Origin of the sequence: Streptomyces sp. NPDC102270 (genome assembly GCF_044766405.1) — a bacterium.
Classification (GTDB): domain Bacteria; phylum Actinomycetota; class Actinomycetes; order Streptomycetales; family Streptomycetaceae; genus Streptomyces.
Genome location: NZ_JBIWLX010000002.1, coordinates 158,172 through 179,924, shown reverse-complemented (window position 1 = coordinate 179,924; position 21,753 = coordinate 158,172). Strand labels below are relative to the sequence as shown.

General features: G+C 71.6%; 19 protein-coding genes. 9 read left to right on the top strand and 10 right to left on the bottom strand.

Going from position 1 to position 21,753, the window contains the following annotated elements; genetic code table 11:
* Nucleotides 1-136: 136 nt before the first annotated feature.
* Together ACIRP7_RS03715 and ACIRP7_RS03710 are read right to left on the bottom strand one after the other, a co-directional pair.
* A complete protein-coding gene (locus ACIRP7_RS03715) occupies nt 137-1,009 on the bottom strand; it encodes an acyl-CoA dehydrogenase family protein (protein ID WP_403653427.1) in 873 nt (290 codons plus the stop codon).
* Nucleotides 1,010-1,143: 134 nt separating this feature from the next.
* The gene (locus ACIRP7_RS03710; protein WP_403653424.1) at nt 1,144-2,280 is read right to left on the bottom strand and encodes an acyl-CoA dehydrogenase family protein; all 1,137 of its coding nucleotides are present in this window, start codon (nt 2,278-2,280) and stop codon (nt 1,144-1,146) included.
* Nucleotides 2,281-2,429: 149 nt separating this feature from the next.
* Between ACIRP7_RS03710 and ACIRP7_RS03705 the strand changes: the two genes are divergently transcribed.
* A complete protein-coding gene (locus ACIRP7_RS03705) occupies nt 2,430-3,938 on the top strand; it encodes a class I adenylate-forming enzyme family protein (protein WP_403653421.1) in 1,509 nt (502 codons plus the stop codon).
* Here ACIRP7_RS03705 and ACIRP7_RS03700 read toward each other — a convergent pair.
* Together ACIRP7_RS03700 and ACIRP7_RS03695 are read right to left on the bottom strand one after the other, a co-directional pair.
* Nucleotides 3,917-4,429: an EF-hand domain-containing protein gene (locus ACIRP7_RS03700; protein ID WP_352388658.1), complete on the bottom strand. Its 513-nt coding sequence runs from the start codon at nt 4,427-4,429 to the stop codon at nt 3,917-3,919. The two genes, ACIRP7_RS03705 and ACIRP7_RS03700, sit on opposite strands and share 22 nt — an antisense overlap.
* A gap of 192 nt (nt 4,430-4,621) precedes the next feature.
* Entirely contained in the window at nt 4,622-5,002 is a 381-nt protein-coding gene (locus ACIRP7_RS03695) for an STAS domain-containing protein (protein WP_403654232.1), read from the bottom strand.
* 322 nt (nt 5,003-5,324) lie between these two features.
* On the opposite strand from ACIRP7_RS03695, the gene ACIRP7_RS03690 reads away from it, so the two are divergent.
* A complete protein-coding gene (locus tag ACIRP7_RS03690) occupies nt 5,325-5,906 on the top strand; it encodes a sigma-70 family RNA polymerase sigma factor (protein ID WP_403653418.1) in 582 nt (193 codons plus the stop codon).
* 362 nt (nt 5,907-6,268) lie between these two features.
* Nucleotides 6,269-7,630: a maleylpyruvate isomerase N-terminal domain-containing protein gene (locus tag ACIRP7_RS03685; protein WP_403654229.1), complete on the top strand. Its 1,362-nt coding sequence runs from the start codon at nt 6,269-6,271 to the stop codon at nt 7,628-7,630.
* A gap of 189 nt (nt 7,631-7,819) precedes the next feature.
* Here ACIRP7_RS03685 and purU read toward each other — a convergent pair whose 3' ends face one another.
* Entirely contained in the window at nt 7,820-8,689 is an 870-nt protein-coding gene (gene purU, locus ACIRP7_RS03680; protein ID WP_403653415.1) for a formyltetrahydrofolate deformylase, read from the bottom strand.
* 46 nt (nt 8,690-8,735) lie between these two features.
* Nucleotides 8,736-9,236, bottom strand: coding sequence for a hypothetical protein (locus tag ACIRP7_RS03675; RefSeq protein ID WP_352388666.1), 501 nt, complete (start codon nt 9,234-9,236; stop codon nt 8,736-8,738).
* Between the two features lie 118 nt (nt 9,237-9,354).
* Here ACIRP7_RS03675 and ACIRP7_RS03670 point away from each other — a divergent pair, with 118 nt between their 5' ends.
* The gene (locus ACIRP7_RS03670) at nt 9,355-10,704 is read left to right on the top strand and encodes an ABC transporter substrate-binding protein (protein WP_403653411.1); all 1,350 of its coding nucleotides are present in this window, start codon (nt 9,355-9,357) and stop codon (nt 10,702-10,704) included.
* A 34-nt stretch (nt 10,705-10,738) separates the two neighbouring features.
* On the opposite strand, the gene ACIRP7_RS03665 is transcribed toward ACIRP7_RS03670, so the two are convergent.
* Nucleotides 10,739-12,472 (bottom strand): hypothetical protein, encoded by a 1,734-nt coding sequence (locus tag ACIRP7_RS03665; protein ID WP_403653408.1) that lies wholly within the window; start codon nt 12,470-12,472, stop codon nt 10,739-10,741.
* 116 nt (nt 12,473-12,588) lie between these two features.
* Nucleotides 12,589-13,974 carry a transcriptional regulator gene (locus ACIRP7_RS03660; protein WP_403653405.1) on the bottom strand — a complete coding sequence of 462 codons (1,386 nt, stop codon included), beginning with the start codon at nt 13,972-13,974 and terminating at the stop codon, nt 12,589-12,591.
* Between the two features lie 284 nt (nt 13,975-14,258).
* On the opposite strand from ACIRP7_RS03660, the gene ACIRP7_RS03655 reads away from it, so the two are divergent.
* From ACIRP7_RS03655 to ACIRP7_RS03645, 3 genes are read left to right on the top strand one after another with little or no spacing between them, the layout of a single operon-like run.
* Nucleotides 14,259-14,921, top strand: a complete 663-nt coding sequence (locus tag ACIRP7_RS03655) for a bifunctional DNA primase/polymerase (protein ID WP_403653402.1) — start codon at nt 14,259-14,261, stop codon at nt 14,919-14,921.
* 24 nt (nt 14,922-14,945) lie between these two features.
* Nucleotides 14,946-15,716: an ABC transporter ATP-binding protein gene (locus tag ACIRP7_RS03650; RefSeq protein WP_403653400.1), complete on the top strand. Its 771-nt coding sequence runs from the start codon at nt 14,946-14,948 to the stop codon at nt 15,714-15,716.
* Nucleotides 15,713-17,302: a transporter gene (locus ACIRP7_RS03645; protein ID WP_403653397.1), complete on the top strand. Its 1,590-nt coding sequence runs from the start codon at nt 15,713-15,715 to the stop codon at nt 17,300-17,302. The genes ACIRP7_RS03650 and ACIRP7_RS03645 overlap by 4 nt, the downstream gene beginning before the upstream one ends.
* 365 nt (nt 17,303-17,667) lie before the next feature.
* Here ACIRP7_RS03645 and ACIRP7_RS03640 read toward each other — a convergent pair whose 3' ends face one another.
* Together ACIRP7_RS03640 and ACIRP7_RS03635 are read right to left on the bottom strand one after the other, a co-directional pair.
* Nucleotides 17,668-18,546 carry an alpha/beta fold hydrolase gene (locus ACIRP7_RS03640; protein ID WP_403653394.1) on the bottom strand — a complete coding sequence of 293 codons (879 nt, stop codon included), beginning with the start codon at nt 18,544-18,546 and terminating at the stop codon, nt 17,668-17,670.
* A gap of 589 nt (nt 18,547-19,135) precedes the next feature.
* The gene (locus ACIRP7_RS03635) at nt 19,136-19,828 is read right to left on the bottom strand and encodes a metal-dependent transcriptional regulator (protein ID WP_007382808.1); all 693 of its coding nucleotides are present in this window, start codon (nt 19,826-19,828) and stop codon (nt 19,136-19,138) included.
* Between the two features lie 206 nt (nt 19,829-20,034).
* On the opposite strand from ACIRP7_RS03635, the gene ACIRP7_RS03630 reads away from it, so the two are divergent.
* Both ACIRP7_RS03630 and ACIRP7_RS03625 read left to right on the top strand, forming a co-directional pair.
* Nucleotides 20,035-20,811: an SIS domain-containing protein gene (locus ACIRP7_RS03630; protein ID WP_403653391.1), complete on the top strand. Its 777-nt coding sequence runs from the start codon at nt 20,035-20,037 to the stop codon at nt 20,809-20,811.
* A gap of 515 nt (nt 20,812-21,326) precedes the next feature.
* Nucleotides 21,327-21,725, top strand: coding sequence for a RidA family protein (locus ACIRP7_RS03625; protein WP_403653388.1), 399 nt, complete (start codon nt 21,327-21,329; stop codon nt 21,723-21,725).
* The last annotated feature ends 28 nt before the right edge of the window (nt 21,726-21,753 follow it).

Here is a 21,753-nt window from a genome sequence, read left to right as displayed (position 1 = left end):
GAGCAGGCCGCCGACTCCAGGACGTGACGAGTCACACATAGGACACAACCCGATATCAACGCTCCGTGATTCCGGTATGCCACAATCCGCGACACCCGCTCCGGGCGCCCCGGAGAGCGGGCCGGTCGCGGGCGCCTCAGGCCAACAGATCGACGGCGAGCAACTCCTCACTCTCCGCACCGCCGCCGCCCCGCCGAGCCCGCACCCAGGCCCGCTTCAGATGCAGCTGCACCTCGCACTCCCAGGTGAAGCCCATCCCGCCGTGCACCTGGAGACAGTCCCGGGCGCCCCGTTCGGCCGCCTCGTCGGCCAGCAGCCGGGCCGCGGCGATGTCCACCGGGTCCGCCGTCACGGATGCCGCGTACACCGCGGCCCGGGCCGTCTCGGTCCGCACCAGCATCCGCGCGCACAGATGCTTGACCGCCTGGAAGGCCCCGATCGGCTGCCCGAACTGCTCCCGCGTCCGAGCGTGTTGCACGGCCAGCTCACCCACGCGCGTGGCCGTACCCAGCTGCTCGGCAGCGGTGAGGAGCACGGCGACGGGATCGGCGGCACGCGCGCGTGCTCCGGGCACCCGGTGCAGCGGCGTGAGCGGATCCACCGACTTCAGGGGTACGGCCCCCGCGGCGTCCCCCCGCACGACGTCAGCCTCCTCCAGCCACTCCACGAGCCCACCCGGGTCGACGTCGGCCACGACGACCGCTCCCTCCGCGGCGCCGTCCACGACACCGGCCGCGAGGTGGGTGGCCACCAGCGGCCCCGGCAGCAGGGCCCGCCCGGCCTCCTCGAAGGCCAACACGGCCTCCGGCAGCCCCAGTCCCACCCCGCCCTCCGCCTCCGGCACCCGCAGCGCGAAGAACCCGGCGGCACCCAGCTCCCGCCACAGCGCCCGGTCCAGTCCGGGGGCGTCCACGGCAGCGCGCAAGGCTTCCCCGTCGAACCGCCGAGCAAGCACCTCGCGCACACCGGCCCGCAACGCCAGCTGATCCCCGGTCAGTTGAAACCGCATGTCACAGCCCCTTCTCAGCACAGGCCGCGGTGGGCAACCAAGGGGCGCGGGGCTGTGCTCGATTTGCGGCTACCGCCGCGTGGGCGCGACCAGCCACAACGAGCCCGCATCCGGTAAACCGCCCCAAGACCCACTCACCTCCCCTTCGGCAGCCCGAGAACCCGCTCGGCCACGATGTTCCGCTGAATCTGCGAGGTCCCCGCGGCGATCGTGTACGACAACGACGACAACCGCTCCAGCACCCACGGCCGTTCAAGATCCAGCGACTCCACACCCAGGACATCCGCCGCCGCGTCGTACAGCTCCTGCCGCGCATGCGAGTACCGCAGCTTGAACACCGACCCCCCGACCCCCGGCACCCCACCCCCACTCGCCTCCGCCTCGCTCACGTTCCACTGCGTGAGCCGCCACAACGCCCGGAACTCCGCGTTGAGCCGCCCCAGCCTCCGCCGCACGGACGGGTCGTCCCAACGCCCGTTGCCCCGAGCCTCCGCGGCCAGTGAACGCAGGACCCGCCGGCAGGCGACGACCTCGCCCACGAAGGCTGTGCCGCGCTCGAAGGACAGCGTCACCATGGTCACGCGCCAGCCGTCGTTCTCCTCGCCGACCCGGTTGGCCATCGGCACCCGCACCTCGTCGAGGAACACCTCGGCGAACTCGGCGGACCCGGCGAGGGTGCGCAGGGGACGCACCACGACCCCGGGCGCGGACATGGGCATCGCCAGCCAGGTGATGCCCCGGTGCTTCGGGGCCACCGGATCCGTGCGCACCAACAGCTCGCACCAGTCGGCGACTTCGGCGTGCGAGGTCCAGATCTTGGACCCGCTCACCACATAGTCGTCGCCATCCCGGCGCGCGCGGGTGCGGAGCGAGGCGAGGTCGCTGCCGGCGTCCGGTTCGCTGAAGCCCTGGCACCAGACCTCCGCACCGCGCAGGATCGGCGGCAGCCAGCGTTCCCGCTGCTCAGGCGTGCCCTCGGCGGCGATCGTCGGTCCCGCGTGGAGCAGCCCGACGAACCCGGCGCCGACATAGGGCGCGCCCGCGCTCTCCGTCTCCTCCAGGAAGATCAGCCGCGTGGTGGGCGACGCGTCCCAGTGCACATGCGCGTACCCGGCGTCGTAGAGCATGCGCTGCCAGCCGAGGTCGTACGCCCGGCGTCCGGGCCAGTCCTGCGGGGACGGTTTCGGCGGCAGCGTGGGGAGCGCCTTGGCGAGCCACTCCCGCAGCCGCGCCCGGAACTCCTCCTCTTCCGGCGTGTACGCGAGATCCATGGCGGCACTCCATATCTGATAACCCGTCAGATACCGCTCGCACCGGAAGGTTAGGTCCCGCACCCCTGGACCGACAAGGCGTGGCGCCCTACGCTCTGCCCACGATCTGACGATACGTCAGTTCTGGTCAGTGCCACGAGGGGGTCGCCGTGACCGACACCGCCCACGCGCTCAGCGCGTCCCGCACCCTGTGGGAGCTGGTCGCCCGCCGAGCCGAGCTGACCCCCGACCGTGCGGTCCTCCTCCAGGACGACCGCGCGCTCACCTTCGGCGAGCTGCACGCGCGCGGCGAGCGGGTGGCGGCCGGCCTGTACGACATGGGCGTACGTCCCGGCACGGTCGTCGCCTGGCAGCTTCCCACCCGTATCGAGACGGCCCTGCTCTCCTTCGCCCTGGCCCGCCTCGGCGCCGTGCAGTCGCCGGTCATCCCCTTCTACCGGGACCGCGAAGTCGGCTTCGCCCTGCGGGAGTCGAAGGCGGAGTTCTTCGCGGTCCCGGGCGTCTGGCGCGGCTTCGACCACACGGAGATGGCCCGGCGGCTCGGCGCGAAGGGCGTCTTCGAGGCGTACGACGACCTCCCGGACGGCGACCCGGCCGTGCTCCCGCCCCCGCCGACCGACGGCACCCGTGTCCGGTGGATCTACTGGACCTCGGGCACCACCTCCGACCCCAAGGGCGTGCTCCACACGGACCGTTCACTGATCGCGGGCGGCTCCTGCCTCGCCCACGCGCTGCGCCTCACGGCTGACGACGTGGGGTCGATGGCCTTCCCGTACGCGCACATCGCGGGCCCCGACTACACCGTGATGCTGCTGCTGTACGGCTTCCCGGCGGTGATGTTCGAGCAGTTCGCGCTGCCGGACGCGCTGGAGGGCTACCGCAGGCACGGAGTGACGGTGGCGGGCGGCTCGACGGCGTTCTACTCGATGTTCCTCACCGAGCAGCGCAAGCGGCCCGGTGTCCCCGTGATTCCCTCGCTCCGGCTGCTCGCCGGCGGCGGGGCGCCCAAGCCGCCGGAGGTCTACCACGCCGTCGTACGGGAGCTGGGGGTGCAGCTCACCCACGGGTACGGCATGACCGAGGTGCCGATGATCACCATGGGGGATCCGGACGACACGGTGGAGAACCTGGCGACGACCGAGGGGCGGCCACCGGAGGGGATGTCCGTGCGGATCGTGGACGGGGAGGTGCGGCTGCAGGGCGAGGCGGTGTGCCAGGGCTATCTCGACCCGTCCCAGACGGCACAGGCCTTCGACGAGGAGGGCTATCTGCGCACCGGGGATCTCGGACATCTCACGGCCACCGGTCATCTGGTGCTCACCGGACGGCTCAAGGACGTGATCATCCGCAAGGGCGAGAACATCTCGGCGAAGGAGATCGAGGACCTGCTGGCCGCGCATCCGGCCGTGGGGGACGTGGCGGTGATCGGGCTGCCGGACGCCGAGCGCGGGGAACGCGTGTGTGCCGTGGTGGAACAGCCCGAAGGCGCCGAGCAGCTGACCCTGGACGCCGTGACGGACTTTCTGCGCGCGGAAGGACTGTCGACGCACAAGCTGCCGGAGCAACTGGAGGTGGTGGACGCCCTTCCGCGCAACGAGGCCCTGCGCAAGGTGCTCAAGTACAAGCTGCGCGAGCGCTATTCGGGGACGGTGAAGTAACGGGCGAAAGCAGGCACGATCTCGGCCTCGCCGACCTTGCCGTCGCCGTCGGTGTCCAGGGTGGCCGCGGCGGCCCGGGCGAGGTCCTCGCTCGCACCGAGAATCCTCAGCACGCGTGCGGTGTCCTCGACGGTGGCGCGTCCGTCGCCGTCCTGGTCGGCGACGGCGATCGCCGCGTGCAGGAAGGGGCGCGCGATCTCGGCGAACCGGTCCGGGTTGTCGCGCAGCCGCTTGAGCGCGCCGTTCACGAACTCGTCGCGGGTGATCCGCTGGTCGCCGTCCCGGTCGGCGATCCCGGCCATGCCCTGCCAGAACGCCTCCGCGCCGACGTACAGCGCCTGTCCCTTGTCGGAGCGCGCGGCCGTACCGAACTCCGTGAGCAGCGCCTTGGCCGCCACGTTGAAGTCCTCGCGGTCGATGTAGCCGTTGCCGTCCTGGTCGAAGGTGGCGAACCGGTCGGCGATCCTGCGCTCGTACTCGCTGCTGACCATTCTCTTCGCGCCGCCTCACATCACATCGGGTGCATCTCGCACGGAGCGTACGACGCGAGCGGCACCCCGGGGGCCGGAAGGCGGCGCTTGTGCCGACACCGGGAGAATTTCGGGACAAAGGTGTGGCAGTCGGGGTGCCCCAGGTCACAGCCGTGCGTACAGAAGAGCCTTACGGGTGTACGGGTGTACGGCTCAGGCGGACAGTGGTTCCGCCTCCTCGTCGGTCGCCGAATCCAGGTCCGGGTGCACCTCGAACAGGCGGCGGACGCCCAGCGCGCCGAGGACGCGGTTGACGTGGGAGCCGTCGGCCGCGCCCTGGGCCGGGAGGATCAGACGCAGATGGCCTCGGCAGGAATGGATCAGGCGGCGGGAGGCGATGAGGACGCCGACGCCGCTGGAATCGCAGAAGTAGACCTCGGAGAGGTCGAGGACGAGACTGTGGCGCCCCTCGGCCACCACGTCGTGGACGTGCTGGCGGAGCACCGGTGAGGTCACCAGGTCCAGCTCGCCCGACACACTGAGCACGGTCCACTCGCCCTGCTCGTCGCTGGTCACATTGAACGCCACCACCATGCCCTTCATTCGCCGGAAAGCAAACGGAAGCCTTTCTTACGCTTCCCTGCAGCGTGGCTGCCCAGCGGCGGTTCCCTGAAACACAGACCCAGAAACGGAAAGCGTGTGAAAGAGGCTTGTTCCGGTCGTCTTCGTTCCTGTTCGATCGGGTCTGGTCAAGGGGTGAAGGGCGAAGAGGCAAGGGAAGGTCCACTACCACCTGAAGCCCTTCGGGGGGCGCGCATTGGAACAAAGGGGCGTGCGCTGCCGGAGGTGCCGACTACATTCGAGGAGATGGTCGGCGCAGGCTTGACCCGGAGACTTCCAGGGGTGAGGGGGCCGCATGGCGAAGAAGGACGCACCACCCCGCTGGGACCGCAAGATGCAGCAGCGGCTCGCACGTGGTGAGGCGGCCGCCCTCTGCGAGCTCTACGACCGTTTCGCTTCACTCGTGCACGGCCTGGCCCACCGCGTGCTCGGAGACGAGCGCGCGGCCGACCGCATCACCCGGGACGTCTTCGCCCACGTGTGGGAGCACCCCGAGACGTACGACCCCAAACAGGGCCCCCTGCGCTCCTGGGTCGCGGGTCTGACCCACCGCCTGGCCGTGCAGCGGCTGCGCGCCACCGAGACCGCCGCACTCACCCGGGCCGGCGAGGGCTCCGCCGAGGAACTGGAGCGCAGGGTGCGCCACGCCTCGGTCGCCGCGCGCGCCGACTACATCGTCCAGTCCATGCCCACCCCGCTGCGGGCCGCCCTGGAGCTGGCCTACTTCCAGCGCCGCGACTACCGCCAGGCCGCCGCCGACCTCAGCATCACCGAGGACGAGGCCCGCCGCCGCCTCCGCCTGGGCCTCCAACTCCTCTCCACGGCCCACGACACCGGAGCACCGGGTGCTCCGCCGGGATACGGGGGCGCGGCATGAGCGACGACTTCGAGACACGGGACGATCGGGACGGGTACGGGGGGCGGGGGGTGGTCTCCGAGGGTGCGGGGGGTGCCGGGGGCACGGGGCGGGCCGGGGACGCTCGCGAAGGCGCGGGCATCGTAGGGGGCGAGGGAACCCGGGGTTCTGGGGGTGCCGGGGATGGCGCCGCCCCTGTAGGGGCCGAGGGAACCCAGGGGCCCGGGGGCGCTCGGGAGGCCGCCGGTGCCGGAGGGAACGAGGGCACCCGGGAAGCTGGGGACATTCAGGGGACCGGGGACGCCCGAACCGCCCTGGAAGCCGAAGGCACCCGGGAAACCGGGGGCACGCCGAGCACGGATGCCCTCGGCCACGGCCCCGGCATCAGCGACCCGGACGACGACGCCGGCCCGCCCAGCGACCCCGACGCAGAAGGGACGGATGGCGCGAGCGGGCCGCCCCACGCCGGCACCGACGGCACAGCCGGTGCCGGAGGACCGGGTGACGCCGGAGGCGGCCACGGCGGCGGGGGCGAACCGGGCCGGCCGCCCCGCATACCGCTGCCCCGCGCCTCCGTCGAGGACACCGGCCGGCCACTGCCCGCGCTGGAGGAGCCGGTTCCGCCCGCTCCCCTCGTCCTGGAGCACCGTGTGCTGAAGTCACTGCTCGGGGCATGGGCGCTCGCCGCGTGTTCCGCGGAGGAGACGGCCGCCGTGGAGGACCACCTCGGCGTATGCGGCTCCTGCGCCGACGAGGCGCTGCGGCTGCGCGGCGCGGTGGGCCTATTGCAGCGGCCGGAGAGCCTCGACCTGGACCCCGGCCTGCGCACCCGCGTCCTCAACGGCTGCCTCGACCGGCGCCCGCCCCGCATCCCGATCCCCGAGTGGGCCTTGCCGTACGACGCCGAGACCGCCCGCCTGGACGCCCTGCTGCAGGACTTCGGCGACGCCGAATGGCACTCCCCGGTCAGGCTCCGCTGGTTCGACGCCGACGAGGCCACGAGCCGCCGTACGACGGTCGCCGGGGTCATAGCCCACCTGCTGTCGGTCGACGGCCTCGTCGCGGTCGCCCTCGGCCTGGACGATCCGCTGGGCGAGACCCCCGCGGACGCGCCCACGCCGTCGAGCCGCACCGAGGCGTTCTGGCGCGCGTCGCACTTCCCGCCGACCCGCACCGTCCGGACCCCCTGGCGCGAGCAGAGCCACGACCTCGTCCGCACGGTGTCCTTCACCGGCGGCACCTCCGGCAAACTCGAGGTGCCCTACGGCGACTTCGTGCTCCCCCTCCACGACGCGATGCTGGACCGCGCCTTCGAGTGCTGGGTCCACGCCGAGGACATCGCGGAGGCGGTCGACTACCCCTACGACCCCCCGTCCCCCCGCCACCTCAACCGCATGATCGACCTGGCCGCGCGAATGCTGCCCGCGGTCCTGGCACAACGGCGGCAGAAGCGGCTGACGTCACCGACCCCTGGACGGCAGCTCGTGAGCGCCGGAGGCCCCGGCCGCACCCTGCGTCTGGAGATCGAGGGGCTGGGCGGCGGCGAATGGCTGATCCCGCTCGACTCCCCCGCGGCGGTGGGTTCGGCGGAGCACGAGGTGGCGCACGTGGCGCTGGACGGCGTGGAGTTCTGCCGGCTGGCGGCGGGCCACGTGTCTCCTGCGGAGGCTGCGGCGGGGCAGGTGGGTGACCGTGAGGCGATCAGGGATGTGCTGTTCGCCGCGGCGAGCTTGAGCCGGATGTAAGGGTGGGTTGCGGATTCGTCGGCGGCTGCGCGTGATCGGTGGTTGCTCGCGCCCGCGCGGCGGAGCCGCAAATAGACACAGCCCCGCGCTCCTGAAGGGGCCTCAGCTGAGCCTATTCAGGGGCGCGGGGAACGGCGCGAACGGCCCCCACCGGCCCGCAGCCGCCCGACGCCCAGAACCCTCGAGCTCCTAGGCGAAAACGACCGTCCGCCGACCGTTCAACAAAATCCTGCGCTCCGCATGCCACTTGACCGCCCGCGCCAGCGCCTGGCACTCCACGTCCCGCCCGATCGCGACGAGCTGGTCCGGAGTGACGCCGTGCCCCACCCGTTCGACCTCCTGCTCGATGATCGGCCCCTCGTCGAGGTCCGCGGTCACATAGTGCGCCGTCGCCCCGATCAGCTTGACCCCCCGCGCATGAGCCTGGTGATAGGGCTTCGCGCCCTTGAAGCTCGGCAGGAACGAGTGGTGGATGTTGATGATCCGGCCGCTGAGCTGCTTGCACAGGTCGTCGGAGAGGACCTGCATGTACCGGGCGAGCACGACGAGTTCGACGTCCTGCTCGCGCACCAGCTCAAGGAGTCGCGCCTCAGCCTCGGCCTTGTTCTCCCGCGTCACCGGAATGTGGTGGAAGGGAATGTTGTACGACCCCACGAGCTCGGCGAAGTCGGTGTGGTTGGAGACCACAGCGGCGATCTCCACCGGGAGGGCTCCTATGCGCGCGCGGAACAGCAGGTCGTTCAGGCAGTGCCCGAACTTGCTGACCATCAGCACGATCCGCATCCGGTCCTCGACCCGGTTGATCTGCCAGTCCATGGCGAAGGAGTCACCGATCGCCGCGAAGGACGCCCGCAGCTTGTCCACCCTCACCGGAGCCTCCGCCGAGAAGTGGACGCGCATGAAGAACAGGCCCGTGTCGCGGTCGCCGAACTGCTGGCTGTCCTCGATGTTGCAGCCGGTCATGAAGAGGTAGCTCGACACGGCGTGCACGATGCCCTGCTTGTCGGGGCAGGACAGGGTCAGGACGTACTGGTCGGCGGGGGCGGACTGCTCGTTCATGCAGGACAGGGTCGCATATCCGCACGCGCGGCAGACACCGCGTCCGTCACGCGGACCGGGTCATGATCTGCAGCACCTGGAGCGTGCGCGGCGGCACATCGGGATCCTCCCCGTCCGCGCTCGCCATCCGCACGTGCGCGTCCCGCGCCGCCCGCACCGCGTCCGGCCAGCCCGGGTTCTCCATGTACACGGAGACGGGGGCGTCCGGGCCGACCTGGTGCATGATCCGCAGCACCCGCAGCACGGCGGTGTCGACGAGGGCCGCCTCCTGGGAGTCCCGGAAGATCGTGCCGACGTATTTCTCGGCGGACCAGTTGTCCAGCCAGGTGTCCTCGACGAGGCGGTACACGGCGTCGGTGACGTCCCCGTACCCCTCGACGCCGGCCAGCCAGACGTTCTGCTGGAAGGCGGGGTCGGAGAGCATGTGCAGCGCGGAGCGCACATTGCTGCGCCAGCGCCACCACGGCATGTCGTTCTGTGGCATGCCGCCCATGGTGGAGGAGCGACGGCCGCGACGGGAAGAGTTCTCCGAACCTTGCACGGTCACCGATCGTACGTTCTTCCCCCATACGTGCCTCACAGGCCCTCGCTGTTCACCCTTACATCACCTTTCGTCGACCGAGAGTCACATCCGAGTTGGCGATGTGGCGGAAGCGTGTGTGCCCATGACCGGCAGGCGACGCATCCGCAGCACCTTCCGCAGCACTTTCCTCCACCGGCACCACCGGCCCGTCAGAGCCACTGCCCTCGCGGTGGGGGCACTGGTGGCGTGTACTGCCCTCACCGCCGGCTGCGGGGTCGTCCCCGGCACCACGGAGGGTTCCGGAGGCGACCCGATCAAGGTGATGACCTGGGCCCCGTCGGACACCGAGGCGACCAACAAGCCCGGCATGCCCGCCTTCGCCCGGGCCTATGCCCGCTGGATCAACTCCAAGGGCGGCATCAACGGCCGCCGACTCACCGTCCTGACCTGCAACGAGCACAACGACGCCGTGTCCGCGGCGACCTGCGCCCGGCGCGCGGTCAAGGAGAACGTCGTCGCGGTCGTCGGCTCCTACAGCCAGTACGGCGACTCCTTCTTCCCGCCGCTCGAGGGCGCGGGCATCCCCTACATCGGCGGCTACGGCGTCACCAACGACGAGTTCACCAGCCCGCTGTCCTACCCCGTCAACGGCGGCCAGCCCACCCTCCTGGCCGGTCTCGGCAAGGAGCTCGCCGCGGCCTGCGGCAACGTCACCCTCGTACGGCCCGACACCATCGCGGGCGACGAGCTGCCCATCCTGCTGGACTCCGGGCTGACCACCGGCGGTCACCGGGTAGCGAGCGACGTGCGGGCGGCGGACGACGCCACCGAGTACTCGGCGCAGTCGACGAAGGCGCTCGACAGCGCGGCCGTCGATGATCCGGCCCGTGATGCGAAGCAGGGATGTGTGGTGCCCGCGCTCGGCGACCGCACCAGCACCTTCATGGACTCCTTCCGGCGCGCCCGCGAGGACTACCCGAGCGTGCGCACCGCCATGGCGATGGGCAGCGTCGACCAGACGGTGATCGACGCGTCCGGCGGGGCGTCCGGGCCTTACGAGGGGTCGTACATCACCGGCTGGTACCCGGTGGAGAGCGACGCCCGCTGGGACGCGATGAAGAAGGTCATCAGCGCCGAGGCCTTCGGCGACAACCGCATCGACTCGGCGGACGCGGGGGTGCAGACCACCTGGATCGCCTACACGGTGTTCGAGAAGGCCGTCGAGTCGCTGGGCGGCGGCGAGGTGTCCGCCGGCAGTGTGCGCGGCGCCCTCAACCACGGCCTCAAGATCTCCACCGGCGGTCTGACGCCGACCCTGCGGTGGCCCACCCGGGACACCTGGAGCTCCACCGACGACCTCGCCTCGGTCGGCTTCCCGCGCCTGGTGAACGCCCACGTGACGCTCCAGGTGGTGCGCCGGGGCCAGCTCGTGTCGGCGCGCGAGGGCTTCACCGACGTGACGAGGACACTGCGGAACGCGGACGTGCACTGACCCGCGGGGGCGCCGACGCGCCCCCGCGGACCGCTCACAGCTGGGTGGCCGTGCGCTCGGTCAGGCTGTACTTCGTGGCGATCGCGTTCCACAGCCGGGCCGCCTCGGCCTTCGCGGTGCTGGCGGTGCCGCTGTCCCGGTTGCCGGCCTGGGTCTGGCCCGTGGTGCGGGCCTGGCCCTTCTTGCAGCCCTTCTTCCCGCCGGCCTGGTCGGCCCAGGCGGCGTAGTGGCTGTCGGCGGACGCGGACGCCTGCCAGGCCTTGGTGAGGGCGTCGGTCAGCTCGGCGTGGTTCGGCAGCCGGTCGACCTCGAGCGTCTTGAGCCGGGTCACCAGGCCGGTGCGCTGGGACGCGGCGTTCCGCAGGTCCGTGGCCGCCTGGCCGAGGTTCTTGCAGGACTTCACGTTCGCCACCGCGCTGATCACCGAGGAACGGCTGTTGCCGCTGTCGGCGAGCAGCTTGTCCAGCTCGACGGCCTGCGCCTTCGCAGGGTCGGCGGCCGGCGCGGAGGACCCGTCTGTCGCGGGGGCCGAAGCCGACACGGTCTGGTTCTTGTCACCGCCGTCACCGCTCCCGCCTCCGGCGAGCAGCGCGCCCGCCCCGATGCCGAGGACGACGATCCCGATGCCCACGGCGGCGATGACCGGCACCCGTGAGCGCCTGCGGCCACCTCGGTCAGCGTCGTCGTAGAGGTCACCGCCCGACGGCCCGTACGGCGGCTGGGCGCCGTACGACGGCTGCTGGGCCCCGTACGACGGCTGCTGGGCCCCGTACGACGGTTGCTGGGCCCCGTACGCGGGCGGTACGGACTCGGGCCGGCCGAAGCGGGGCATCTGCTGCGTGGCGTCGGCCCCACCGTCACCGCCCGGCCCGCCGCGGAAGAGGTTGTCGAAGTCGGAGGGCGGCTGCCGGTCCCCGCCGTAGGACGCGCCGGGGGCCTGTCCGGGCACGGGCGCGATGAACTGCGTGGCCTCGGCGTCGGGGCCGGTGGGAGCGCCGTACGGGGCCTGCGAGTACTGGCCCGGGAACCGCGCCGCCTCGGCGGACACCTCGGGCGGCAGCGCGCCGGGGCGCACGGGCGGGAGGTACTGGGTGGCTCCCTCGGGGGAGCCGGGGGCCGCTGCGACCGGCGGGATGAACTGGGTGGCGCCTTCGTCGGCGGGCGGCAGGGGCGCGGAGGCGGGTGTGCCGGGGGCCGACGGGAGGGGCTGGCCGACGGGCGGCAGGTAGTAGGAGGTCGGCTCGTCGGTGTTGTAGCCCGGCGTGGCCTGCTGCTGCGGTGCGCCGGCGCCGGGGGTCTCGTAGGGCGCGACCTGGCCCTGCTGCGGGGGCAGCGGCTGGGACTGCGGCTGAGCCTGGGACTGCGGCTGGGCTTGGGGCGGTATGCCGCCGGGCTGCTGCTGGGGTGTCCCCCAGGTCTGGGCGGGCGGCTGCGACCAGTCCTGGGCCTGCGGCTGGTAGGCCTGGTCCGGCTGCTGCGCCTGGTCCTGCTGCCGGCCGGGCCCCCACGGGTTGCCCCATGCCTGGCCACCGGGCGGCTGGGCGTAGCCGGCGTCGGCGGCCGGGCCGGGTCCGGCCGCCTGCGGAGGACTTCCGTAGCCGCCCTGCTGCTGGGGGTCGCCCTGCTGCGGAGGCCCGTAGCCGGACTGCGGACCGCCGTGTCCACCCGTCTGTCCCGGCAGCAGGGGTTCCCCGCCGTCGGAGGGCAGCACGATGCCTTCGCGCGCTTCGCGCGCCGAGGGCTGCTCGCCCTGTCCACTCTGCGTCACCGGGACTCCTACTTATGGGGGAACTTCGGAATCGTCGGCTCACGCTACCGGGTCCTCCGAGCCCGGTGCCACGTAGCACAGGACGTGACCTGCGCCCCTGTGACCGCAGTAACAAATTACGCGGCCGCCTGAAGATCCAGCCGGGCCCCGAACTCCCTGACGACGGGCTCGTCCCGGAACGGTTCCAGGCGCTGCTGGAAGTCGTCGAGATACTCCGCGCCCCGGTTGGAGCGCAGGGTCTCCAGCAACTCCACCGCTTTCAGGCCGGTGCTGCAGGCCTGCTCGATCTCGCGCTGCTGCACCTGCGCGGAGGCGAGCAGGACCAGACCGATGGCCCGCCGGCGTGCCTTGTTCTCGGGGAGCCCGTCCAGGGACTCCTGCGCGCACCGCGCCGCCGCGTCGGCCTGGCCGAGGTCACGGTGGCAGTGGGCCAACTCGTCGGCCAGATAGGCCTCGTCGAAGTGCGCGATCCACGCCGGGTCGTCACCGGAGGAGGGGTCCGCCGCCTCCAGGGCGTGCACGGCCCGTCCGGAGGCCGCCTGGGTGGCCCGCGCGTCGCCCATGAGCGCGTGCCCACGGGCCTCCGCCGCGTAGAACATCGCCTCCGCGCGCGGTGTCACCCGCCCCCGCGCCCCCTCCTGCGCCGCCCGCGCCAACTGGGCGATCTCCCGGGGGTTCCCGAGCTGCGCGGCGAGGTGGCTCATGGACGCGGCGAGCACATAGCCGCCGTATCCGCGGTCGCCCGCGGCCTGCGCGAGCCGCAGCGCCTGGATGTAGTACCGCTGGGCGAGGCCCGGTTGCCCGGTGTCGATCGCCATGTATCCGGCCAGCTCGGTCAACCGCGCGACAGCGGCGAACAGTTCACGCCCGGTCGCCTCCCGGTACGACCCCGCGAGCAGCCCGGAGACCACGCTGTTGAGGTAGTGCACGACGACCGGGCGCACATGCCCGCTGCCGTACTGGTGGTCGAGGTCGACGAGCGCCTGGGTCATCGCGCGCACGGCCGCCACGTCGGACTGCCCCACGCGCGGGCCCGCCTGGCGCGCCACCTGCGAGTCGGGCGAGGAGATCAGCCAGTCACGGCTCGGCTCCACCAGCGCGGACGCGGCGACCGAGGAGCCGGACAGGAAGTCCCGGCGGCCCACGTCACTGCGCCACAGCTCACACACCTGCTCGATGGCGCCCAGTACCGTCGGCGAGAACTGGAGCCCGACGCCGGAGGCGAGGTTCTTGCCGTTGGCCATGCCGATCTCGTCGATCGTGACCGTACGGCCGAGTTTGCGCCCGAGGGCCTCCGCGATGATCGCGGGCGCCCTGCCCCGCGGCTGCTGTCCACGCAGCCAACGGGCCACGGACGTCTTGTCGTAGCGCAGGTCGAGGCCGTGCTCGGCGCCGCACATGTTGACCCTGCGGGCGAGCCCGGCGTTCGAGCACCCCGCCTCCTGGATGAGCGCCTGCAGCCGTTCGTTCGGCTGCCGCGCGACGAGAGGCCTTGCGGCCATGGCGTACCCCCTGTGGCTGCGGTGCCTGCCCACGCACCGAGTTGACGTGTCTTCCACCGAAAAGTTCCGGCCGTGAAGATCAATGCCCCGCCGACGTGTCGAAAATGCGAGGCTTGCGAGGATTGCCGGGGTGAAGACTCGTACCGACCCCACACGTGGCTACCCAGCTCACGCCGAGGTTCCTCCTCTGCGCCCCCACACATGCATCCATGCGCCCCAGGTGCGGAATCGATGCGCTGCCCCCGCGCGCGGCACGGCCGTAACCCGAGGTGGGTGCGGGAGTTGTGTTCAGCGTGGAAGAGACGATCGCAGGTACCGAAGCCGCTCAGATTCCGAAGCAGCGCGGTGAATCGCTGCTGGACACAGCCGTACGCTACGCCGAGGAGCGCCACTGGGACGTCTTCCCCGGCACCTGGCTCGAAGCCGTCGACGGGGTGCAGCGGTGCTCCTGCGGTGACACCACGTGCGCCGCACCCGGCGCCCACCCCTCCCGGGAGGACTGGGCGACGCTGGCCACCGGCAGTGCGACGGTCGCGCGCCGGATGTGGCAGAAGCAGCCGGCCGCGTCCATCCTGCTGCCGACGGGGCGGACGTTCGACGCGATCTCCGTCGCCGAGACGGCCGGGTTTCTCGCCCTCGCGCGCATGGAGCGCATGGAGTTGACGCTGGGCCCTGTGACCTTGACGCCGGATCGCCGGATGCAGTTCTTCGTGCTGCCGGGGGCCTCGGTGAAGCTGCCCGAGCTGGTGCGCAAGCTCGGCTGGACCCCGTCGTCGCTCGATCTCGTCGCGCTCGGCGAGGGGGCGTACGTGGCGGCTCCCCCCACTCGGTACGGGTCGTCCGGTGCCGTGCAGTGGGCCTGCCGTCCGACGCCCGCCAACCGCTGGCTGCCGGATGCCGAGGAACTGATCTCGCCGCTCGCCTATGCCTGCGGCCGGGACCGGTGACATGCGCCCGTAAGGTTGGCGTCCATGACGTCGGCTGTGAGTGTGCGTGGGCTCTGGAAGCGGTTCGGGCAGCAAGTGGCCGTTGCCGGGATCGATCTGGAACTCCCCGCGGGCAAGTTCATCGGTCTAGTCGGCCCGAACGGGGCCGGGAAGACCACCACTCTCTCCATGGTGACCGGGCTGCTGCGGCCCGATGAGGGGACCGTCTCCGTCGTCGGCCACGACGTGTGGCGGGACCCGGTGGCCGTGAAGGCGCGGATCGGCGTCCTGCCCGAGGGCCTGCGCCTGTTCGAACGGCTGTCGGGGCGCGAACTGCTCGCCTACTCCGGACGGTTGCGGGGGCTGCCCGGGGCCGAGGTCGACCGGCGGGCCGCTCAGCTGCTCGACGTGCTCGATCTCGCGGGGGCCCAGCACAAGCTGGTCGTCGACTACTCGACCGGGATGCGGAAGAAGATCGGGCTCGCGGCCGCCCTGCTCCACAACCCCGAAGTGCTCTTCCTCGACGAGCCGTTCGAGGGCGTCGACCCCGTCTCCGCACAGATCATCCGAGGCGTGCTGGAGCGGTACACCGCCTCCGGCGCCACCGTCGTCTTCTCCTCGCACGTGATGGAGCTCGTGGAGTCCCTGTGCGACTGGGTGGCCGTCATGGCCGCCGGCCGCATCCGCGCCCACGGGCCACTCGCCGAGGTGCGCGGCGACGCTCTGTCGCTGCAGCGCGCCTTCCTCGAACTCGTGGGCGCCCAGGGCCAGGACGCCGGGGCGAACCTCGACTGGCTGGGCGGCGGAGCCCGATGACCGCGGACATCACCCCGGTCGTCGTACGGCTGAAGCTGTCGCTGCTCAGGAACGGGCTGCGGCAGTCCGGCGGCCGACGCGCCGCCTACATCGCCTCGGCCATCGCCGTACTCCTCTTCTCCGTCCTTCAGCTGCTCGGTCTCATCGCCCTGCGCGGCGACGAGCACGCCGGATCCGTCGTCGTCCCGCTGGTCGCCGTGCTGGCGGTCGGCTGGGCCGTGATGCCGCTGTTCTTCCCCGGCGGCGACGAGACCCTCGACCCCACCCGCCTGGTGATGCTGCCGTTGCGACCCCGGCCCCTGGTGCGGGCGCTCCTGGTCGCCTCCCTGATCGGCATCGGGCCGGTGTTCACCCTCTGCCTGCTCGTCGGTTCCGTCGTCTCGGTCGCGCACGGTGCGATGGCATACGTCTTCTCCGTACTCGGTGTCGTGCTCGCGCTGCTGGTCTGCGTGGCGCTCGCGCGGGCCGTCGCCGTCGCCAACATCCGCCTGCTGACCAGCCGCAAGGGCCGCGATCTGGCGGTGCTGAGCGGGCTCGTCATCGCCGTCGGCGCGCAGGTGGTGAACTTCGGCGCGCAGCGGCTCGGTTCGGGCGGCCTCGGCCAACTGGACGGTCCGGCGGCGGTGTTGAAGTGGCTGCCGCCCGCGTCGGCGATCGGGGCCGTCGACTCGGCAAGCGAGGGGGCGTACGGGGTCGCGGTACTCCAACTCGCCCTCTCCGCGGCAGCATTGGCGGGCCTGCTCGCCCTCTGGTCCCGCCACCTGACCCGGCTGATGACTTCCCCGGACGGCTCCACGCTCCCCTCCGCCGCGGGGGCCGCGCGGGAGCGGAACTCGACGGGACTCGCCCGGCTGCTCCCGGCGGGCCGCACGGGCACGGTCATGGAACGCAGCCTGCGCTACGTGTGGCGCGACCCCAAGACCAAGGCCGCCTGGGTGACCTCGCTGGCCATCGGGCTGATCGTGCCGGTCTTCAACGCGGTGCAGGGCACGGGGTCCATCTATTTCGCGTGCTTCGCCGCGGGCATGCTCGGCGTGCAGATGTACAACCAGTTCGGGCAGGACACCTCGGCGTTCTGGATGGTCGCGATGACGATCTCCTCCACGCGGGACGCCTACGTCGAACTACGCGCGCGTGCGCTGGCACTGCTGGTGATCACCTTGCCGTACGCCACGCTCGTCACGGTTCTGACGACCGCGCTGATCGGCGACTGGCCGATGCTGCCCGAGGTCCTCGGCCTGTCCTTCGCGCTGCTCGGGGCGATGCTGGCGACCGGGGCGTGGACGTCGGCGCGCTTCCCGTACTCGATTCCGCAGGAGGGCTACAAGAACGTGGCCCCGGGACAGTCCGGCCTCGCCGCCGCAGCCGTCGTCGGCGGAATGGTCTCGGCCGCGCTGCTGTGCGCCCCCGTGATCGCCCTGACCCTCTGGGCCCGCCTCAGCGCGAACGGCGACGACTGGAACTGGGTACTGCTCCCGGTCGGCGCGGTGTACGGCACCGCGATCACACTGGCCGGCCTACACCTGGCGGCCCCACGAACGGCACGCCGGCTGCCGGAGATCTTGGGGGCGGTCAGCAAGGGGTGAGGCGGAGGGCGGGGTGGCCGTAGAGGGGGCGGGCGGCCAGGTTCCTGCGGGGGCTGGGGTGGCCGTAGAGGGGGCGGGCGGCCAAGTTCCTGCGGGGGCTGGGGTGGCGGTAGACGGGGCGGGCGGTCACGTCGGCTGTGGGAGCCGTGGCGGGGGATGCGCAGGGCGTGGAACACCGTGGCGGGGATGCGCCGGACGTTGAAGCCATGACCTGGGGCGCCCCCGGGCACCCGAAGCCACGGCCGGGGCGCGTGGGTCGTCAGTCGCTGCCCTCGCCGGGGTCACGCGGAGCCGTGCCAAGGCACAGGCCCGTGGGAGGTCCCGGCACGCGGAGGTGCCGGCACGCCACCGCGAGGGCGTCGACGTCACGTGCCGGGGTCTTCGTCCTGGGTCTCCAGGCCGTCCAGGAAGGGCTCTATGGCTGCCCGCCAGGCCTCCGGCTGGTCGTAGTGGACGAGGTGGCCGGCGTCGACCACCTCGGCGTACTCGCCGCGGGGCAGGACGCGGACCATCTCCTGGGCCTCGGCACGGCCCAGTTCGCCGTCGAGGCCGCGGACGACCAGGGCGGGGCACCTGACCTGGGTCAGTTCCTCCCAGTGGGCGTCGTAGACCCAGGTCTCGCGGGAGGACAGCATCTGCTCGGGCTCGAAGACCGGGCGCCAGCCGTCGGGGGACTCGGCCATCACCTCGGCGTAGAACTCGCCGCGCGCCGGGTTGGGCCGCTCCACCCAGGGATCGTCCTCGCCGAACCACTTGCGTACGTCGGCCAGCGTGGCGAAGGGGACGGGCCAGGCCTTGAACCACTCGCCCCACTCCCGCTGCGAGGCGGCACCGAGGGCGGAGGCCCGCATGTCGCAGATGATCACCCCGCGCACCAGGTCGGGCCGGCGGGCGGCGAGCTGCCAGGCGGTCAGGGCGCCCATGGCATGGCCGATGAGGACGACGGGGGCGAGGCCGAGCTGTTCGAGGGCGGCCTCGGCGTCCTCGACGTACGCGTCACGGGTAAAGGCGGCCCGAGGGGGCTTGTCGCTCCGGCCGTGACCGCGCTGGTCGAGCGCGACGGCCCGGTAGCGCTCGGAGAGCCAGCGGGCGGTGGACGCCCAGTGCGAGGCACGGCCCATCAGGCCGTGGAGTAACAGCACCCCGGGTGATCGTTTCTCCGGGTCGGTCTTGGGAGGGTCCCCGAACTCCCAGGCCGCAAGACGTACGCCGCCCGCCCCGGTCACGTCGATGCGCCGCGCCATTGGCACCCCCCTAGCTCCGCCCGGACCGCCCGCTCCCCGCGCGGGCCGCCCTGTGAACCGTGTCCTGACTGCCGTGCCTGTCCTGCCTGCCTGCCGTTGCCTGCCGAATATCTCTGCGTCTGCCCTACATCCTGCAGCGCACGTCCCGCGCGTCCCGTCACTCGCAGATTATCGAATACCCATTCGAAAATGGCGCCTCGGGCGGTAACACCCCTCGTTCGAGTGACCCCGCTCGAGGAATGATCGCCGCCACCGAGGGGAGATCTTCAGCGGGAGGCGGACCGCTCGGGGACATCGGTCCGAGGGGAATGACCCTGGGAGCTCGGGGCTCCGGGTCAGCACAGGGGAGGACCGGCCCCGGCACCGAAAGGCGCCGGGGCCACCCCCACGTCCACGGCACATCCGCCCGCCCCCCTCAGGTCATATGCCTCACGCGACAGCCTCGCACGACGAGCGTCGAAGCGCTGCGATTCCGCGCAGGGAATCTCGGATCGACGAGACCCGGGACGAGCCCGGGCACGAGACCCAGCAGGAGACCAAGCAAAGCCACAACTGCCGCACAGCCCCAGGCAATTGAGCCTCCGACGGATCAGCGCTTGGCAACGAACACGTGCGAGGCGACGTCCGACTCCAGCTCGGCGGCCTCGCCGCCACTGCCCACCAGCACCCCGCCGGGCGACTCGGTCACGCTCACCACCGAACCGGGCTGCACCCCCGCCCGACGCAGCGTGTACATCAGCTGCGCGTCCGTCTGGATCGGCTCGCCGATACGGCGTACGACGACCGTCTTGCCGTCGAGACCCGGGTCCAGCTCGGCCAGCGACACCATGCCCTCGTCCAGGAACGGGTGGGGGCCGTCCTTCTCGCCCAGCTCCTCCAGACCGGGGATCGGGTTGCCGTACGGCGACTCGGTGGGGTGGCGCAGCAGCTCCAGCACCCGGCGCTCCACCGCCTCGCTCATCACATGCTCCCAGCGACACGCCTCCGCGTGGACCTGCTCCCACTCCAGGCCGATCACGTCGACGAGCAGACACTCCGCGAGCCGGTGCTTGCGCATCACCCGGGTGGCCAGCCGCCGGCCCTCGTCCGTCAGCTCCAGGTGCCGGTCACTGGCGACCGACACCAGCCCGTCGCGCTCCATCCGCGCCACGGTCTGGCTGACGGTCGGCCCGCTCTGGTCGAGCCGCTCGGCGATCCGGGCACGCATGGGGACCACACCTTCCTCCTCCAGCTCGAGGATGGTGCGGAGATACATCTCCGTGGTGTCGATCAGTCCGGACATACGTGCCCCTTGATGAGATCTGCCGGAAGCACGACAGCTTCCCGGTGTGTGCGCTGGCCCTGGCCTCAATTCTGCCGGATGCCGCTGACAAGCGTGCCGCGCCGGTGAAACCGGGCGGTTACGAGCACGCGCGCGGCCGTATTGACATCCCACTGGTCCAGACCGCACGGTGATCCGCGACACAGCGACGAAGGGTTGGGTGACGCATGGGCGGGACGGGCTCCGCGAGCGGTGACGGCAAGCTGTCCGGGCAGTTCTTCGACGCCGCGATCGGGCTGCTGCAACGGGTCCGCGACGAGGAGGCCGAGTCCGTCGCGGCCGCCGGTGAGCTCCTCGCCGACACCGTCGCCGCCGGCGGCCGCCTCTTCGCCTTCGGCGCCGGACACTCCTCGCTCGCCGCCCAGGACCTCGTCTACCGGGCCGGCGGACTCGCGCTGATGAACCTGCTGACCGTGCCGGGGGTCGTGGGCGTCGACGTCATGCCGGCGACCCTGGGCTCGGCCCTGGAACGCGTCGACGGCCTCGCGAGCGCCGTCCTGCACTGCTCGCCCCTCCGCGACGGCGACGCCCTGGTGATCATCTCCCTCTCCGGCCGCAACACGCTCCCCGTGGAGATGGCCCTGACCGCGCGCTCCCTCGGCGTGAAGGTCATCGGCGTCACGTCGGTCGCCTACACGACGGAGACGAAGCCCCGCCACAGCTCCGGCACCTTCCTCAAGGACCACTGCGACGTCGTCCTCGACTCCAAGATCGCCCCGGGCGACGCGGAACTCTCCCTGGACACCATCCCGGCCCCCTTCGCCCCGGCCTCCACGGTCGTGACCTCGGCCCTGCTCCAGGCCGTGATGGCGACGGCGGCGGGCGCACTGACGGAACGGGGCATCGAGCCGCCGCTGCTGCGCTCGGGGAACGTGGACGGCGGCCTGGAGTGGAACGAGCGGGTGTTCGAGGAGTACGGAGACCGGATTTTCTACCGGCAGTAGCGGAACGCAGACGACCCGCGAGCTCTGGTCCCTCCGCCTGGCGGCGAGGGAGCCGGCCGGACGTACCGGCGAGCTCGCGGGTCGGGTGACTGCGTTGAATTGGCCGGCTGCGTGCATCTCGTACACGCTGGTCCGGCACCGCACTCAGTGGGTGACGGGCGCTAGCCCGCAGCCACCTCCGACGTCCGGTATGCATACATGCTCCGAACCACCTCCCTTCCTCGGTGCTCCACACCCTAAGAAGGGGCGAGCCCTCCGATCAACAGGTTTTCCACAAAGTTCTCCTGGGGGTTCCGGTCGGCTGCTGTAGCCGTACCCGTCACCTCTCTGCACGAGCCGCAGATTCCGATGACGGACGTTGAATCGGCCCGCTGACGTGGTGAGACTGTGCTGACCGTTGGCTCGGACGGAGATGCGGCCGGTCCATGTGCCAGCCCAGTTGCCAGTCGGAACCTTGGCACTCACGAGATCCCCCGTGGCGTACCAAAAGTCTGACAGGGATTAGCGTTTCGTGAATGGCAACGCGACGAGTGATCATGAGTTGCTCCCCCTTCGAGGAGCAGATCGGGTACGCGCGGGCCGTGGTCGACGGGGACCGGGTGCATGTGTCCGGGACGACCGGGTTCGACTATGCCGCGATGACGATCTCGGACGACGTGGTGGAGCAGGCCGAGCAGTGTCTGCGGAACATCGGGGCCGCGCTGGCCGAGGCGGGGTGCACCTTCGATGACGTGGTGCGGGTGCGCTGTCTGCTGCCTGAGCGGGAGGACTTCGAGCCCTGCTGGCCGGTCCTGCGCCGCCGCTTCGGCGAGGTCCGGCCGGCCGCCACGATGCTCGTGTGCGGCCTCGCCGATCCCCGGATGAAGATCGAGACAGAGGTGGAGGCGCGGAAGGGGAGTGGCGGCCGTGACTGACCTGCGGATCGAGCCCGTCGTCGGGGAC